Genomic DNA, 14,444 nt, shown 5'->3' on the forward strand with positions numbered 1-14,444 from the left:
CTATGAAAAGGTATCTGAAGAAAAGATATAAAACCTATGTAAGTGTTGTTTTTGGATTATTAATAGGATTTATAGTTGTTACATTTTTATTTGATAAACCGGATTATAAGTCTGCAATCCTTGCTGTTTCGGTTGGGTTAATAGTCGGTGAATTATTTGTTTTTTCTAAATGGTCAAAAGACCGAACTAAAGAAAAGGACATTTAAGCAAACGGGCGCGATTCTTGTATAAGAAATCTGCACCCTCTTCAGTAATATGGCCATTTTGTTGCATATGAAAAAGTACGATTATGGGAAGTGGATATGTAATGGATATGTTAGAAACGAAAAGATTATTATTAAGACCCCTGATTTCTGATGACTCAGAGAAAATAGAAGAGCTGGCTGGAGATTATGATGTAGCTAAATCAACTTTGAATATACCGCACCCCTACCCTAAAGGTTCGGCAATACAATTTATTGAAAGTATACTTACTGCGGAAAAAAATAATGAAGTTGTAATGTTCGCTATAACAGAAAAGGAATCACAACAACTGATCGGACTAATTAACCTGAATTTGGCTGCTCCTTATAAACGGGGTGAGTTAGCATATTGGATCGGAAAACAATATTGGGGTAGGGGCTATGGGACAGAAGCAACCAAAGAGTTATTGAATTATGGATTTATTCATCTTAATCTAAATAAAATATTTGCAGCATCATTTACTTCTAATCCTGGTTCATGGAGAATAATGGAGAAAGTCGGACTAAAATATGAAGGTACATTAAAGCAACACGTAGTCCGATTTGGGGAATATTGTGATTTAGCTTACTATGGATTATTAAGACGAGAATTTGAAAAAAAATATAAATGAATTTCGAGCAGTTACTACAGTTGTTCACCAAACGGTTGCAGATTGTGGAACAAGTTTTATTCCATTAACGGGCTAAATTGTGAAATGAAATTTAAAGGGGAAATTGCCATGGACATACTAACTATTTGTGAACTCCAATCTGAAAAGGAAATACTTAAAGCTTTTCCAGTGATGAATCAATTACGTACACATCTTGATGAAAAAAACTATCTTGATTTGGTAACAGAGGCCAAAGAAAAGGATATGTACAGATTGTTTGCCTTGTATGACCAAGGGGAAATTGTCGCTGTTACAGGATTTAAACCTATGATAACTCTTTATTACGGGCGTTTTGTATGGGTATGTGATTTAGTTACCGATAAGAATAATCGTTCAAATGGATACGGCGAAAAGCTTTTGGCTTACGTACACGAATGGGCTAAAGAAAATGCCTATGAAAGTGTCGCCTTATCATCGGGATTACAGCGAACAGACGCCCATCGTTTTTATGAGGGAAAGATGGATTATGACAAAGTAAGCTATGTATTTAAGAAACCTTTAAAATAGTAATCCGCAATCGGGCCACTATGCTTCATACATAGCGCGTTGCTTTCCGTTCCGGCGCACGCTTTCCGGAGGGCGTGGCTTGAGCCGCTTCCTTCGCTGCGCTCCGTCCAGGGTCTCAAGACTCACGCTGATCCTCCCGGAGTCGGCGCCTGCACTCCAAGCAACCGATATATACATGTTCATTCAACAAGCAACCGATATATACATGTTCATTCAACAATAGGGCCAGATTATTAAATAAATAAGGGGAGTAAAGTGATTGAGATACGAGAGTTAACCATAAAAGATGGTACTGATGTATTTGAAATGATACAAGATATAGGCGTAGGGGAAAATGGCTTCGCTAATAGCTTGCATTCAGATAGTTTCCCCTTATTCCAAGAAAAGTTACTTAGAAATTATGAAATGTCGGAAGCATTAAATTTAGAGCCACAATATGTTCCACAAACGATTTACTGGTTATATGCAAATGGCAAGCCAGTAGGGTATGGAAAACTTAGACATTATCTAAGTCAGAACTTATTGCAACATGGTGGACATATTGGATACGTGATTAGCCCGATCAATAGAGGAAAAGGGTATGCAAAAAAACTATTAAAAGAACTACTTCAAAAGGCTAAAGAAAAGGGTATTGATCGAGTATTACTTACATGTGATGTTAGTAATATGGCTTCTAGAAAAGTTATAGAGTCTAACAATGGACAACTAAAAGAAATGAAAAATGATAGTTGCTTTTATTGGATTAATATTATCTAAAATTAATTTAAACAATCGGGTGCAATTCTGGAAGAAGGATTTGCACCCGTTTCAGCAACTGGGCCAGATTGTTAAAAAATTGACTTGAAACCTTTTATAAATGCTGGATTAGCATACTTAGATAAAGAAAATTAGGGCAGGAAAAAGGGGGAATGGCTATGGAGTACTTTACCTTGGGGTTTGCTAGTTTAGCTTTGGGATTTGCTGGTTTAGCATTTGCATTTGCCTCACACCAAGTAGATAAAACCAAAGCGTTAGAAAAAAGAATTGAAGAAATAGAAAATAAGGGGCATTAAGACATTATCAATACCTTCTACAATTGGGTGCGTTAAATGAATAAGGATCGTATTACAATTAGGCCATTTTGTTGAATGAAAAAGCATTTTAATTATTGGAGGAGAGTAATGAAGAAATATTTGAGTGTTTTAATAATATTCTTTTTATTAGTGCTCGCAGCTTGTGGAGGACCTTCCACATCAACTTAATCGTTTTTATTTGTAATTAAAAAAGGGCATTCAAGTGACTACAAAGAATTTTGGATTGAAGCATACGATCCAAATAATCAAACAAAAGCAGAATCTTTTAAGATACTTGTTCAGGAAGAGATGGTTTGGAACTTGATTGAAGAAAATAAAGAATACTTTTCTTTGTACGAAAAAAAAGGTGATAACCCTTGGACTTTAGAACAAATAGAGCATCACGTGATAGCTGATTAGTAAACTTTGAATCTATGACTTTCAAAAGAACGGCTTCAGAAACGATGAAAAGCTGAACTTGTATTTCTTATGTATTTCTATTTCTTCAATATTCGGGTACTTTACTTGCATTACATTAAAAAAATTTGGGAAGGGTGATAGTGTGAAAGCAAAAAATATTCTTCGAGAATTAGATGCCTATACTGAGAATTATAATTTCCCTATACTAGATAATTATAATGTTGACATGGCACAGTGTAGGATAACTGTTTTTAGTGATAAAGAAAAATGGTTAATTGTATTTGAAGTTGTTGGTATTGACGGGAACCAGGAGATAACTAATGATCTTTATATTTATAGCAATGTCACTAGAAAGAAAGGGTTAATAAAATGTATTGAGGACATTGTAACCTTGGAAAACAAAGAATACTGGTATGATGACGAAGGCAACTTTATTGTTAATCCTTTTCATTTTGAACTTCTTATCATGGGAGAAAGGGTTACATTAAACCCTCAAAAGGATGAATACATAAAGTTGGGCATTAAAACTGAAGCATTTAATCCAACCAAGCTGCTACGGTATCTAAATTCGAAATATGAAGAAAAACTATGGTTGACAATCGAATCTCTATTAGATGAAATAGATGAAAATATTCAATTACCATTATTTTATCAAAGTAGTGAATGGCAACACCCTGATATTAGTGATGGACAAAAGCCAAGCGAAAGTATATTTTTTCAAAGTATAGCACTTGCAATTGAGGCGAATAATGTAAATTTAATAAAACCGGGTGAATCAAATACTCATTGGTCTAATTGGGTATGGAGCGATTTTGAAAACCAAGAAGAAGATGTGGAATAAAGAGGATTTTAAACAAAAGGGTGCGATTTTCGCATAAGGTTTACTTGTAGTCACTTAGTTGATTGAAGTGGAAGACGGGGACTCCGGAATGCGTCAGGGAAAGATAGAATTTTATCTTTCCGCACTTAGGGTCTGAAACGGAAATCAACTTGTTAGATAGGCCCCTCGGGTGCGATTGCTAAAAAATATTCATCAACTAAATGAGGAATGATGCGACAGGGTATTCAAAAGAACCTTATCTTGGTACCTGGTTCCTTATATATTTTATGAATTACATTATTTAATAGATCCTAAAGAATTGTCAAAATGAGCGCTAAAAAGCGAGTCAGGTTGACTATTTTTTTATGTTAAAAACTGGCAATATACTAGAAATTTCAACTGTACAAAGGTATAGTTGTTTGTGAAAGCGAAAGGTTCAATGGTTAAAGTATTATTTGTGTATTTAAGATCATTCAAGATGGGTTCATTTTATTAGAAGTGTGCATCGTCACGCTGTCTAGATGGTGAAAAAGAGAAAGGGGAGTTTTGTATGAATTGGGATTTCACATACGATGTTGTAGTTATTGGTTCAGGTGCTTCTGGTTTTTCAGCAGCAATCACAAGTAAAAATGAAGGTTTAGAATCGTTAATAGTGGAGAAAGAAGAGGCTTATGGGGGGGCATCTGCTCTTTCTGGGGGTGGTGTTTGGGTTCCAAATAATCGATATTTGGTAGAAGGTGGAGTGCAAGATTCATTTGAAGAGGCCAAAACTTATTTGGACCAAACAATAGGGGATAAAGTTTCTGATGAAATGAAAGAAACTTATTTAACACGCGGAATCGAAATGTTGGATTATCTTCATGAAGCTTCTGAGCACTTAAGGTATTCATACGCAAATGATTATTCCGATTATTATCCGCAACTTGAAGGTGGAAAAGGTGAAGGACGTTCGATTGAACCGTTAATTTTTAATCTTAATAAGTTGGGAGATTGGCAGAAAAATATAAAAACCCCAGCCATGGATACAAAAGGTTTTGTTATGACTGGACAAGATTTCCGCCACGTGAATATGATTACGAGAACGTGGAAAGGGAAGTTTAGAAGTTTAATTTTAGGCAAGCGATTAATAGAGCACATACTATTTAAAAAACGCTACGCCTCGTTAGGGCAAGCGTTAATTGCTAGATTTGCGATGGCTTATAAGGAGCTTGAAGGTGAGCTTTGGTTAGGTACTGCCTTTACTGATTTAATTGTAGAAAATGGGGAAGTCATTGGCGTTAAATTATTGAAGGATGGAATAGAAATCAAAGTAAAAGCAAATAAAGGTGTCATATTAGCCGCTGGTGGTTTCTCGAGAAATCAAGCGTATAGGGAGAAGTATTTGCCCGCACCAACAACGAAAGATTGGACTTCATCACCTGAAGGACAAACTGGAGATATCCTGGAACCAACGATTCAGTTTGGAGCAAAATTGGCCTTTATGGATAAAGTATGGGGGGCGCCTTCTGTCATTGATCACGAAGGAAAGCCGTTCTTTTTAGTCGCTGACCGTGCAATACCTTCGATGATAATAACGGATCAAAACGGTCAAAGATATGTAAATGAGCCAACACCGTATCATGAATTTGTCGATAAAATGTATGAACGTAATGAAGCTACAGATGGAAAAGCAATTCATTCTTGGATCATTTTGGATCATAAAGCTAAGAAAAGACACTTGTTCGTTGGATTGTTCCCTGGACAAGACTTTCCAAAGGCGTATTATGAGCACGGGATTGTCATTAAAGCAGACAGTATTGCAGAACTTGAAGATAAATTAAAAATGCCTTATGGAAATCTAGTAGCAACGATAGAGCGATTCAATGGATTTGCTAAAACAGGAAAAGATTTAGATTTCCATAGGGGAGAAACCGCACATGATAAGTATTACGGAGATCCTACGTTACAAAATCCTAATTTAGATGAAATCAATCAAGGGCCTTATTATGCCTTACGCATTTATCCAGGAGATATTGGAACAAAAGGTGGGGTGGTCATTGATAAATATGCACGCGTTATGAAAGAAGACGGAACACCAATCAATGGACTTCATGCTTGTGGAAACAGTTCTGCTGCCGTAATGGGAGAAACTTATCCCGGACCAGGTGCAACGATAGGACCCGGAATGACTTTTGGTTATATTGCTGCGAAATATTGTAAAGAGCAAGCATAGCATAACTTAAGCAGTCGCTTTTTCATCCTAAAGGTTGTTGTATAGGCAAACAAAGGAGTCCAATTCATTTGGACTCCTTTGTGTGTTTAATTTAGTTTTTATACCATTCAACTGAACCGAGTTTTCAACCTTGGGGCATTTTACTCATATCCATATATAGAATGTTCCATCGATGACCATCCGGATCGGCAAAACCACAGCCGTACATCCAGCCATCCTTTTCGGCTGGTTTGCTAAATACAGTGCCGCCAGCAATTTCGACTTTCAACGCGAACTCATCAACTTCATCCCTGGAGTTCGCCCCCAAAGAAAATAACACTTCAGTGCCCTGCGAAGAATCGGCAATCTCATTACGAACAAAACCGCGGAATACGGATTCCGGGAAAAGCATCAAAACAACTTGATTGTCGCCGACGATCAAGCTAAATGAGCCGTCTTGACTCGCATACTGCTCATTCAACCTAAAACCAAGCTGTGTATAAAACGCCTTCGCACGTTCTGGTTCTCGTACTGGTAGATTCAACCATAACCCTCTCGACATACGTAACAACCTCCTGATATTGAAATACAGTAATGACTTAGGTTCTTGTACCATTGAAAGCAACTATCGTTAATCCAGACAATTATAATTTTTTGTCACGCAGTAATCTTCAGCTTAAATAATAAAATAAAAAAGTATCAGTTAATTGTACTTTTATTTAACCACATTCTGAGGAGGAAAGGAAATCGTTAGAACTGCTTAATATGATAAGAATTGCAGCAGGTATTGCAGTGAATAAGGGACGTATGGGGCTAACTTTGTTTCGCAAGAGGGCGGTTACTTACTAATGAAGAAAACAAACTTATAAATAGCGAAACCTAGTTGATTGAAGTAGAAGCGTCCACTCGTAACGGAAAGCAACGGGATAGGAGTAAACCAGACTTCTCTGTGACCATTATTCATAGCGCAATGAACTAAAAATCATATAGACGGTACTGGGAATTATTGTTAGTATGGAAATAGAAGAACTATTTTCAAATAATGCGGAATAGTGCAGATACGGAGAATAACATGAAGAAATTTGTATGGATTGCATCTTTAATCTATTGTTTGAATGGTTTTGGTCATATTATCATAGGAACTGTTTTAGAACCCATGGTTGATTCATATGGGATTCATTATAGAGACGGCGGACAGTTGATTATGAATCAATTTCTAGGTTTTTTAGGAGGCGTAATGTTTGCGCCGCTCATCGTCAACAGGATTGGTCGAAGAATGACGATTTTTCTTGCCTTACTAACTTTTGCCGTTTCTCAGTTTGTATTTAGCATCCTACCAAATTGGAATCTGATGTTAGCGGTAGCGCCAATTGGTGGGGCCGGAATAGGGATTGCTGAGACAATTGTTGCCTCCCTAATTATTGGACATTTAAAGGAAAAGAAGGCTGTAACTCTTGTCATAGTTGAAATCTTCTTTGGCGTTGGAGCATTATTGATCCCAGTTGTCTCTGCTGTTTTAATCATGACAGGTGTTTGGAATTTTTCGTTTACATTTGTAGCGGTATTTGCTTCGATCATTATGTTACTTTGGTTATTTCTTTCGTTTGGAGAGTTGGATCCGGTATTAAAAAGACAGACGAAGGCTTTAACTGAAGACGGGAATAAACCTGTAAGAAAACGCTACGCTAAGAAGCAGCTACCGATTATTGCGACGGGTGCGTTATTTTTCTTCATGTATGTGGGAACTGAGATGGTTTTGCCAAACTACTTGCCAACAATCATGAGTAAAACAACGAATTTAGATGCTTCCACACTGGCTTTAAGCATTACTGTCTTTTGGACTGCGATGACAATTGGGCGGATTAGTATGACGGGTATCATAGATAGAATCGGATATAGCAAGCTCTTTATTATTTGTTGTATTGGACAGTTTTTTACTATGTTGATGTTTGCTTATTCAACCACTGTCTTATTTAGCTTTATCTCTATTTTTTTAACGGGTTTATTAATGGGCGGGGTTTTCTCGATTGGCCTCTTGATTATTAATGAAACGACTAAAGGATTAGAGGAATGGACGACAAGTATATTGATGGCAATGGGGGGATTAGGCGGCGCATTCCTGCCGAGGGTTGTTGGCGGACTAATAGACCGATACCCAATCAGTGTAACCCTATGGACACTTGTATTATGTGCCTTTATTCTTGTGTGTTTAATGGCTGTCATTTTTTACTTTAGAAAAAAGGCAACGATTTTTAATGAACTGCAGCCTGGAGAAGCAAGTAATATTGTATAAAATACGGTGCGTCGCTTCTTTATTATAAAGAGTTTGCTGAACATTGAAACCTTACTGAGACGGTATCGTATAAGAGGTAATAGATTTGTTTGATAATCGTTTAGATATGAGGAGGGGTTACATGAGACAGCTGTATATTAAGCAAAAAGTATTTAGCTTGGGCGAAAAATTTTCGGTGACAAATGCAGAGGAGAACGAAGTGTATTTTGTAGAAGGAAGCTTTATGCAAATACCGAAGAGGTTCTCGATTACAGATGATGCTCGGAATGAAGTCGCGATGATTACGAAAAAAACATTTAGCTTCCTACCAACTTTTTTTGTTGATGTGCAGGGGCAAGAAACAATGACCATAAAAAAGGAGTTTTCTTTTTTAAAAGCACGCTATTCAATTGACGCGGCAGGGATAGAAGTACGCGGCAATTGGTGGGACATGAATTTTGAAGTGTATCAAAATGAAACATTCATCGGTGCAGTCAGCAAAAAGTGGTTCACATGGGGTGATAGTTACGAGTTACAAATTGCGAATGATGAAATGGAATCCCTACTCGTGGCACTCGTTGTGGCTATTGACTGTGCGAAATCTGAACAGGATGCGGCTGCAGCATCTGGTTAAGAGGTACAAATTTGAATTTACAAGCCAATGGACATTGAATTAGAACATTAACTAGCTTCTTATTTAGGAGCTAGTTAATTTTTTAAGATTCATTTGGAATTTTATTGTTGTTCCGTTAACCGCCAAATACTAAGATAGAACGTCATTTATTTAATACGACTTGGTTTAGTAACCTGTAAAAAAATGTGTAACTAACATCTAGTATCCAAATTCCAGGGTAAAGGTGATGGATTTTATGAAGGTAATGATAAAAAACCATAGTGAAAAGTGGTCTCAGATGTTCAAAGATGAGGCTTACTTGATTAAAGAAATACTTGGTGATGAATTAGTAGAGATTCACCATATTGGGAGCACTTCCGTAACTGGTTTAAAAGCTAAACCAATCATAGACATTATGCCGGTAGTTGAAAATATTGAAAAAGTAGATTTATTTATTGAACGAATGGAACAGATTGGCTATGAATCTCTAGGGGAGTTTGGTATTAAAGGGAGAAGATATTTTAGAAAGGGTGCAGATCATAGAACACATCAAATACACGTATTTCAAATAGACAACGTGATAGATGTTGATCGTCACTTAGCCGTAAGGGATTATCTTCGAACACATTCTGAAGACGCTAAGCAATATGGTGACTTAAAGGAAGATCTTGCAAAAATGTTTCCGAACGACATTCAATTGTATGGTGATGGTAAAGATGGTTTTGTGAAGGAATTAGAGACAAAAGCAATTTCTTGGTATAAGCAGCAATGACACTTTTTAAAATTAAACGATATTAAAAAAGGCTATGCTTCAATCGAATCAATTTCTTTGAAGGGTATCGTCTAGATAATCCATTGGTTTGCTGTGAAAAAGTTATGGAAAACTATAACTCTTTTGCTAGTACCTAAAAGGAGTTAGATAAATATGCAAGTGTTGATAGGAATCTCATTCGTTTGTTTTCTTGCGTTAATGTTCAGCTTATTACTTAGTAATCAACAGAAGAAAATCCAAAGCAATAAGAGAATAGAACATAAATTAGATAAGTTAATTACTTTGTTAGAAAAAGAAAACAAATCTTAGTCCAACGGAACCGATTCGTGAAGAAGAATTTATCCCTTTTCGGTAACGGTCCACAAGTGCTATTTATCAACGATAAGGGGGATCATCAATTGAAATATATTTTGATGTTTATTGGTTTGATTATCTTAGCTTTTATTAGTTTTATCGTTATAGGTAGTATATTGGGTGCAGAATCCAACGATGAGGTTCTAGTAGGTGTCAGCGTATTAGCTATCCAAAACACCGCAATTATAACGCTATTAATTTATCTTATTTCCAAGAAAAATAAAATGTGAACTTGAAGCTCTACTATGATCTGTAGAATCATTGGGCGTGGTTGATTGATAAGTGTTTGGGTCTATATCCAACGGCGGCTCATTTATGGTGAAGTATTCTTGAAAAGGAGTGGGGATATTGAAGAGTCTTCTTTACAAAGGGATTTTACTTGGAACTATTGTGTTAGCTGGATGTAGCGGTATTTCAAAATACGATGATAATGAAGCAGCAGCGATCGTAAATGGTCAAGAGATTACGGTAGGAGATTTACGTTTTTTATATCCTGATGATACTGCGTTAGATTATCTTAATTGGGCAATAGAAGCAGAATTGGTAAAACAGGCGGTAACGGAAATGGACCTCGATATTTCCACCAATTTAATTGGTGAAAAAAAACGGGAAGAATTTGAAAAACTTCCTCCTAAAAGTACAAAAGACCAAGGTGGTAAGAAAATTCGGAAGTATGCCGAATCTCAAGCTAAGAAGTTAGATATGACTCCAGAAGATTTCCAGAGAGAATATGCTAAAAAAATAATTGAACAAAATGCATATATCAATACTTATCTCGAGGCTAAATTAGGTGAAGCAGATATTAATGACGGAAAATGGATAGATGAATTTGGGGAAGAGTATCTTGATTTATTAGAAAAACTGATGGTTGAGAATGAAGATAAGATTGAAGTATTAATTGATTAATATTCTCAAGAATTAGGTGCAGTTATTGAAAAAGCATTGTGCTTGAAACGGGCAAGATAGCTAAATCCGTAAAAGCCATTCGTATTTCAAAGGGAGGTAAGTTATATCGAGGAAGAAGAGTATTCTCGTAATCTTCGGAAAAAAGTAGATGCAACAAATTTAGTATATAAAGAGTTTGCCTTTATAGTATTGATACTTATATTCTTTGTTCAATATTTTAAAATAATTGCGTACCTAGAGGACCGCTATATTTACGGAACAGGATTACCCGACATCGGTGTACCTAGCCTAATTTTTGTAGGGATTCCACTGTCATATTTCTCTGCGAAACTTTTAGTTAAATTAATTAAGAAATTATTGTAATTGGCCAGCCTTACATTAACAAGCGGGCGCGATTCTTGAAGAAGGATTGCACTTATTTCAGTAATAGGGTCATTTTCTTTTAGAAGATTGGGAGGGATAAATATGACCTATAATGCAAAAACCCAGAGAGTAGTATTGTTCGGTCTTTTCCTGTTATTAATATTGTTGTTGACCTTGAATGATGACACTTGGATGTTGTATGTTTTGGTTCCAGCGGCGATAGTTATCCTTTTAACGATTTTTGTAAATTTTAAACTTAAAATACTGGATAGTTTTTTGACGTTTCAAATATGTCTTTTTTCATTACCTTTATACAATAGGACGGTTAGCAGTGAACAAATTTCCAATATGAAGTTTAAGCGTGTTGGATGGGCAAGAAAATGTGTAGTTATAAAAAACAAAAAAGCATTCAATTTTCGAATCACTAATTTTAGCCCAGATAGTCTATATAAAGATTTGATTGATTTTGCTAATAAATATGACGTACCAATTTTCAAAACAAAAGATTATACAATCTTGGAGAAATAACAGGGTGTACGTTGTACCATAATCGCGTGCGTTAAATGATTATGGATCGTATTACAATCGGGCCAAATTATAGAGAATGGTGGGGGAATATGGAAAATAAGTTACAAAAGTCAGGTTTATATGGGTTATTATTTGGATTAGCTGTTTCAATTTTATTTGTTAGTTATAAAGATGTACAAGATTTGGGTAATGGTAGTTATGAAACTTCTTATAAGCCCATTTACGACTATGTAGTTTTGATTTTACGAATAGGAATTATAGGAATGTTTGTAGGTTTATTTATTGGTTGGAAAGATTACGAAAAGAAAAGTAAAACCCAAAGACAGGGAAAGACTTATTACACCCTTGCATTTTTTGCTGTATTCCTTGCATCAAGCGTCATAATGTTGATATTTAATTGGTAAAAGGTCTTCCGCAATTAGGGGTGATTGTTGAGGTAGAATTTGCCCCCCGTTTGATTAGCGGGCCATTGAATTTGACGAGTAAGTATGATCAATAAAGCGGGAGGGAGATTGTATGTTGCATAGTTTGATGCAAGAATCAGGTTTTTTATATTATGAGACTTGGTTTATCTGGCCTTTTGTATTTGTTATATCATTGGTTCTTGCGATTTCTTCCTTAGTAAAAGATGATAAAATATCAATAAAACATACCATAATTGCCTCCATATCCCTTTTAATAATTCTCTCTGGAGTAAATGCTCCTATATATGTTTAACCACTAACAGGCGCAATTAACGAAAAGGATTGCACCTTAAACGGGCCAAATTTACTAGTGAAAGAACGAAATACAAAAATATCTTGTAGTAAAATAAAACCAGTTAGTAAAAATAATATTTTGGCGGTGTGATTTATGAACAACAGTCCAATAGTGAAAGAATACTCTTGTGAGAATCAAGTACAAGTTGTAGATTTAATTCTTCAAATTCAACAACAGGAATATAATATATCGATTACGAAGGATGACCAGCCGGATTTGTTTATCATAGAAGAGTATTATCAGAGGGGGAACGGTAACTTTTGGGTTGCCCTTTATGATGAAAATGTAGTTGGTACAATCAGTCTTTTAGATATAGGGAATAATCAAGTAGCATTAAGGAAGATGTTTGTAAATAAAGAATATCGAGGAGCAACATATAAAACTGCAAGTCTTTTATTAGATACTGCAATTAAATGGGCAAACGAACGTCCAATCAAAGCAGTGTTTCTTGGAACTACACCGCAATTTTTAGCTGCCCATAGATTTTATGAGAAAAATGGATTTATAAGTATTGGTCTTAATGATTTGCCTGAGAATTTTCCTGTGTTAGAGGTTGATAAAAAGTTCTATAAGTATGTCCTTGAATAAAAAAGAGAAAACCGTTCTTCAACTATTGGGTGTAGTTGTTGAATAAGGACTATGCTTCAATCGGAGCCAGATTAGTTCAATAAGAATTGATGTAATCTTATAAAAATATATGGAGGTAAAAATGGGGCTGTTTGATATTTTTAGAAAAAAGGAAAATAATAAATATCATTTAACATTGCAACTTAATGCGCGGTTACTACCTTTTGACCGTAGCGAGTTTTTCGAGGTCCCTCTTAACGAAGGATTAGAGGATAGTAAATGCGGTACCACGGACGGTGGCGGAACGATGATGCAACAGAAAACAGGCGAAATAGAGTTTTGCGATATAGAAATACTGCTTAAAGATAACAATATGGAAAATGTTGATAAACTACTTCAAATTATTGATAGAATTGGCGTACCAAAGGGCTCTTTTCTGTTAGGCGATGGGTTCGAACAATCTGTTGGAACCCTTGAAGGTCTAGCACTTTATTTGAATGGTACAGAATTGACAGAAGAAGTGTATCAAAACTGTGATATAAATTATGTAATTGAAAAAATTAACAAAGTGCTCAATGGTTCTGGACAATTATACAGCTATTGGGAAGGTCCAGAACAAACAGTTTTATATTTTTACGGTGTTTCATTTGAAGAAATGAAGCAAAGAATGACTACTTTTTTATCTGAATATCCACTTTGCCAAAAGTGTAGAGTAGAAAAAATTTCATAGTACGAAAAATTATATTATTGAACTAACGGTTGCGTTTAATGAATAAGGATGGTCTACAATTAGGAGCTTTGTGGAAATAAAAAGGGGTGTTATTATTAATGTCTTTAACTACAATTATTGTATATCTAACATTGGGAGCTTTATTATTTACTCAGGTTGAAGTAGCAAAAATTAAGAAAGAAAACCACAAACTTAAAGAGGAAATTCTAGCAATAAAAACACATATCAAAAAATAGATTAGAAATTTGTAAAGCAATCGGGTACTATTCTGCAACAAGGATTTGTACCCGTATCCTATATTCGGGCCATTATGTTTCATACATAGCGCGTTGCTTTCCGTTCCGGCGCACGCTTTCCGGAGGGCGTGGCTTGAGCCAGACGAACAACGAAGGGTGAGTTTTGTATAATTTTTGCGTTCTTTGCAGAAATTATACAGCTGCTTTTAATTCCTTCGCTGCGCTCCGTCCAGGGTCTCAAGACTCACGCTAATCCTCCCGGAGTCGGCGCCTGCACTCCAAGCGACCGATATATACATGTTCATTCAACAAACGGGCCAGATTGTCGAGCAATATCTTTATGAAACTAGAATTTTAAAGAGGTGAATACATTCTTATGGAACCATTAAGAAAGGGAGATACCATTGGCATATTTACACCATCTTCCCCTGCAACAGTTACAGCAAAACAGCGCTTTGAACG

The 14,444-nt window shown here is 35.8% G+C and carries 20 protein-coding genes; 19 read left to right on the forward strand and 1 reads right to left on the reverse strand.

The annotated features are described in order from the left end of the window. The 7 genes from KSU66_RS21020 to KSU66_RS21050 all read left to right on the forward strand — a co-directional run. The coding region (locus KSU66_RS21020) for a hypothetical protein (protein WP_269053407.1) at positions 1–206 on the forward strand (206 nt) is incomplete at its 5' end. Positions 207–307: 101 nt separating this feature from the next. Then, positions 308–853, forward strand: coding sequence for a GNAT family N-acetyltransferase (locus KSU66_RS21025; RefSeq protein WP_269053408.1), 546 nt, complete (start codon positions 308–310; stop codon positions 851–853). Between the two features lie 108 nt (positions 854–961). Beyond that, entirely contained in the window at positions 962–1,399 is a 438-nt protein-coding gene (locus KSU66_RS21030) for a GNAT family N-acetyltransferase (protein WP_269053425.1), read from the forward strand. Between the two features lie 255 nt (positions 1,400–1,654). Further along, entirely contained in the window at positions 1,655–2,155 is a 501-nt protein-coding gene (locus tag KSU66_RS21035) for a GNAT family N-acetyltransferase (RefSeq protein WP_269053409.1), read from the forward strand. Positions 2,156–2,313: 158 nt separating this feature from the next. Beyond that, positions 2,314–2,451, forward strand: coding sequence for a hypothetical protein (locus KSU66_RS21040; RefSeq protein WP_269053410.1), 138 nt, complete (start codon positions 2,314–2,316; stop codon positions 2,449–2,451). A 562-nt stretch (positions 2,452–3,013) separates the two neighbouring features. Then, positions 3,014–3,712, forward strand: a complete 699-nt coding sequence (locus tag KSU66_RS21045) for a DUF7003 family protein (protein WP_269053411.1) — start codon at positions 3,014–3,016, stop codon at positions 3,710–3,712. Between the two features lie 529 nt (positions 3,713–4,241). Next, the gene (locus tag KSU66_RS21050) at positions 4,242–5,903 is read left to right on the forward strand and encodes an FAD-binding protein (RefSeq protein WP_269053412.1); all 1,662 of its coding nucleotides are present in this window, start codon (positions 4,242–4,244) and stop codon (positions 5,901–5,903) included. Positions 5,904–6,027: 124 nt separating this feature from the next. Here KSU66_RS21050 and KSU66_RS21055 read toward each other — a convergent pair whose 3' ends face one another. After that, on the reverse strand, positions 6,028–6,444 hold the full coding sequence (locus KSU66_RS21055; RefSeq protein ID WP_269053413.1) for a VOC family protein: 417 nt from the start codon (positions 6,442–6,444) through the stop codon (positions 6,028–6,030). Between the two features lie 510 nt (positions 6,445–6,954). Here KSU66_RS21055 and KSU66_RS21060 point away from each other — a divergent pair. From KSU66_RS21060 to KSU66_RS21110, 12 genes are all read left to right on the forward strand, one after another. Then, positions 6,955–8,175, forward strand: coding sequence for an MFS transporter (locus KSU66_RS21060; protein ID WP_269053414.1), 1,221 nt, complete (start codon positions 6,955–6,957; stop codon positions 8,173–8,175). Positions 8,176–8,296: 121 nt separating this feature from the next. Next, complete coding sequence (locus tag KSU66_RS21065) at positions 8,297–8,788, forward strand: LURP-one-related/scramblase family protein (RefSeq protein ID WP_269053415.1); 492 nt, start codon at positions 8,297–8,299, stop codon at positions 8,786–8,788. A 235-nt stretch (positions 8,789–9,023) separates the two neighbouring features. Then, entirely contained in the window at positions 9,024–9,539 is a 516-nt protein-coding gene (locus tag KSU66_RS21070; protein ID WP_269053416.1) for a GrpB family protein, read from the forward strand. Between the two features lie 153 nt (positions 9,540–9,692). Then, positions 9,693–9,848, forward strand: coding sequence for a DUF4083 family protein (locus KSU66_RS21505; protein ID WP_443029016.1), 156 nt, complete (start codon positions 9,693–9,695; stop codon positions 9,846–9,848). Positions 9,849–9,865: 17 nt separating this feature from the next. Continuing rightward, positions 9,866–10,123, forward strand: coding sequence for a hypothetical protein (locus tag KSU66_RS21075; RefSeq protein ID WP_269053417.1), 258 nt, complete (start codon positions 9,866–9,868; stop codon positions 10,121–10,123). Positions 10,124–10,232: 109 nt separating this feature from the next. Beyond that, entirely contained in the window at positions 10,233–10,799 is a 567-nt protein-coding gene (locus KSU66_RS21080; protein WP_269053418.1) for a hypothetical protein, read from the forward strand. A 465-nt stretch (positions 10,800–11,264) separates the two neighbouring features. Continuing rightward, a complete protein-coding gene (locus KSU66_RS21085; RefSeq protein WP_269053419.1) occupies positions 11,265–11,690 on the forward strand; it encodes a hypothetical protein in 426 nt (141 codons plus the stop codon). Positions 11,691–11,731: 41 nt separating this feature from the next. Further along, positions 11,732–12,094, forward strand: a complete 363-nt coding sequence (locus tag KSU66_RS21090) for a hypothetical protein (protein WP_269053420.1) — start codon at positions 11,732–11,734, stop codon at positions 12,092–12,094. 112 nt (positions 12,095–12,206) lie between these two features. Further along, the gene (locus tag KSU66_RS21095; RefSeq protein WP_269053421.1) at positions 12,207–12,407 is read left to right on the forward strand and encodes a hypothetical protein; all 201 of its coding nucleotides are present in this window, start codon (positions 12,207–12,209) and stop codon (positions 12,405–12,407) included. Positions 12,408–12,542: 135 nt separating this feature from the next. Continuing rightward, positions 12,543–13,037: a GNAT family N-acetyltransferase gene (locus KSU66_RS21100; protein ID WP_269053422.1), complete on the forward strand. Its 495-nt coding sequence runs from the start codon at positions 12,543–12,545 to the stop codon at positions 13,035–13,037. Between the two features lie 109 nt (positions 13,038–13,146). Beyond that, a complete protein-coding gene (locus tag KSU66_RS21105; RefSeq protein ID WP_269053423.1) occupies positions 13,147–13,746 on the forward strand; it encodes a hypothetical protein in 600 nt (199 codons plus the stop codon). Between the two features lie 98 nt (positions 13,747–13,844). Then, positions 13,845–13,982, forward strand: a complete 138-nt coding sequence (locus KSU66_RS21110; protein ID WP_269053424.1) for a hypothetical protein — start codon at positions 13,845–13,847, stop codon at positions 13,980–13,982. Positions 13,983–14,444 lie beyond the last annotated feature (462 nt).

It is taken from the genome of Sporosarcina sp. G11-34, from assembly GCF_026931025.1.